General features: G+C 72.9%; 2 protein-coding genes. Both read right to left on the bottom strand.

Annotated elements, in window-relative coordinates; translation table 11 throughout:
* On the bottom strand, positions 1–521 hold a 521-nt coding region (locus AC13HU_RS36810), incomplete at its 3' end, for a cysteine hydrolase family protein (protein WP_483046349.1).
* 186 nt (positions 522–707) lie between these two features.
* Positions 708–1610: a transketolase family protein gene (locus AC13HU_RS36815; RefSeq protein ID WP_483046350.1), complete on the bottom strand. Its 903-nt coding sequence runs from the start codon at positions 1608–1610 to the stop codon at positions 708–710.
* Positions 1611–1614: the final 4 nt, after the last annotated feature.

Raw genomic sequence — 1614 nt, forward strand, 5'->3', positions numbered from 1 at the left:
GTACGCCGGATGACCTCCTCCGCGCTCAACGTGCGCGGGTCCGCCAGCAGTTCGGCGACGCTCTGGTCGGCGGGCGCGTCGCGGTGCGGGATGGGGTTGGTCGCGGTGGCGTCGACGACGAAGGTGACCTGGTAGCCGAAGTCGCTCGCGACCCGGGTGGTGGTCTCCACGCACTGCTCGGTGCGGATGCCGCACACGACCAGTTCGCGGACGCCGTGCTCGGTGAGGAGTTGCTGCAGGTTGGTGGTGGTGAAGGCGTTGTGCGACGTCTTGTGCAGCAGCGGCTCCCCGTCCTGGCGCCGCAACTCCTCCATCAGCCGTACGTGTCCCAGCTCCGGGTCGAACACGTCGCCGCTGCCGGGCGAGGTGTGCAGCACCCACACCACCAGGTCCCCGGCCTGCCGGGCGAGCCGGACCAGCCGGTCCACCCGGTCGGTGATCTCCGGGTCGGACATGGTCTGCCACAGCGGGCGGGTGCGGAAGGACTCCTGGACGTCGATGACGATCAATGCTCGGGTCATGCCCCGATCCTGACGGCCGTGCCCCGGGCGGTGACAGGCCCCATCAGGTCCGGATGCGGACCGATCCGGTCACCCCGTCCGCGAGCCCCGGCGGCCGGCGATGTCCGAACACGGGACTACGGGCAGGCGTCTGCGGCTGCGGCCGCGGCTGCGACGCTACGGCTGGAGGACGCCGGCCGCGCGACGCTACGGCCGGAGGAACCCGTCGATCCGCTCGCGCAACCCGGACTCGTCCAAGCCGTGCGCGGCGATGTGGTCCCGGGCGGACCCGTAGCGCCGCAGTTCCTCGCGCCGCGTGCCCAGCGACAGCACCCGGTGCGGCACGTCGGCCAGCGCCCGGTTGGCGAAGTCCGTCGACGTCCCCGCGAGGTACGGCTCGACCAGCACCAGGTCGGCCGCAGCCGCACGCCCCACCGCCTCGCGCACCGTGGCCGCGTCGAAGGGCCGTACCGTCGAGGCGTACAGCACGGTCAGGTCGCGGCCGCTGGTCGCCGCCAGCACCGCGTCCAGCATCGGCCCGACCGCGAGCACGACGCCGGCGCGGCCCTCGCGCACCACCTGGAAGCGCCCCGGCGAGACCGGCAGCGGCGCGAGGTTCGTCTGCTCGCTGAGCCGGACGTACACGAGGTTGTCCCCGTCGGCCGCGGCGTGCCGCAGCAACGACTCCGCCTCGTCCGGGTGCCCGGGCACGTGCACCGTCCACCCGTCGAGGGTGTCCAGCAGCGCGACGTCCCCCGGGCTCTGGTGGGTGCGCCCGCCGGCCGCGATGTCGTACGACGCAGCCGCGCTCACCAGCACCGCGCCGACGCCCTGGTGGTTCAGGTCCAGTTTCACCTGCTCGAAGGGGCGCTCCACCAGGAAGCTCGCGAAGGTGTGCACGATGGGGCGCAGGCCGGTCAACGCCATGCCGCCGGCCACGCCGACCAGCAGCTGCTCCCGGATGCCGACGTCGATCACGCGGTCCGGATGGGCCTTGGCGGCGTCCTTGAAGCGGTCGCCGGAGATCACGGCGAGCACGACCGCGAGGCGCGGATCCTCGTCGAGAAGGCGACTGGCGACCGTGCCGAAACGGTCACGCATGGTGTCCATGGGG

The sequence above is a fragment of the Streptomyces sp. NH27 genome, from assembly GCF_056859195.1.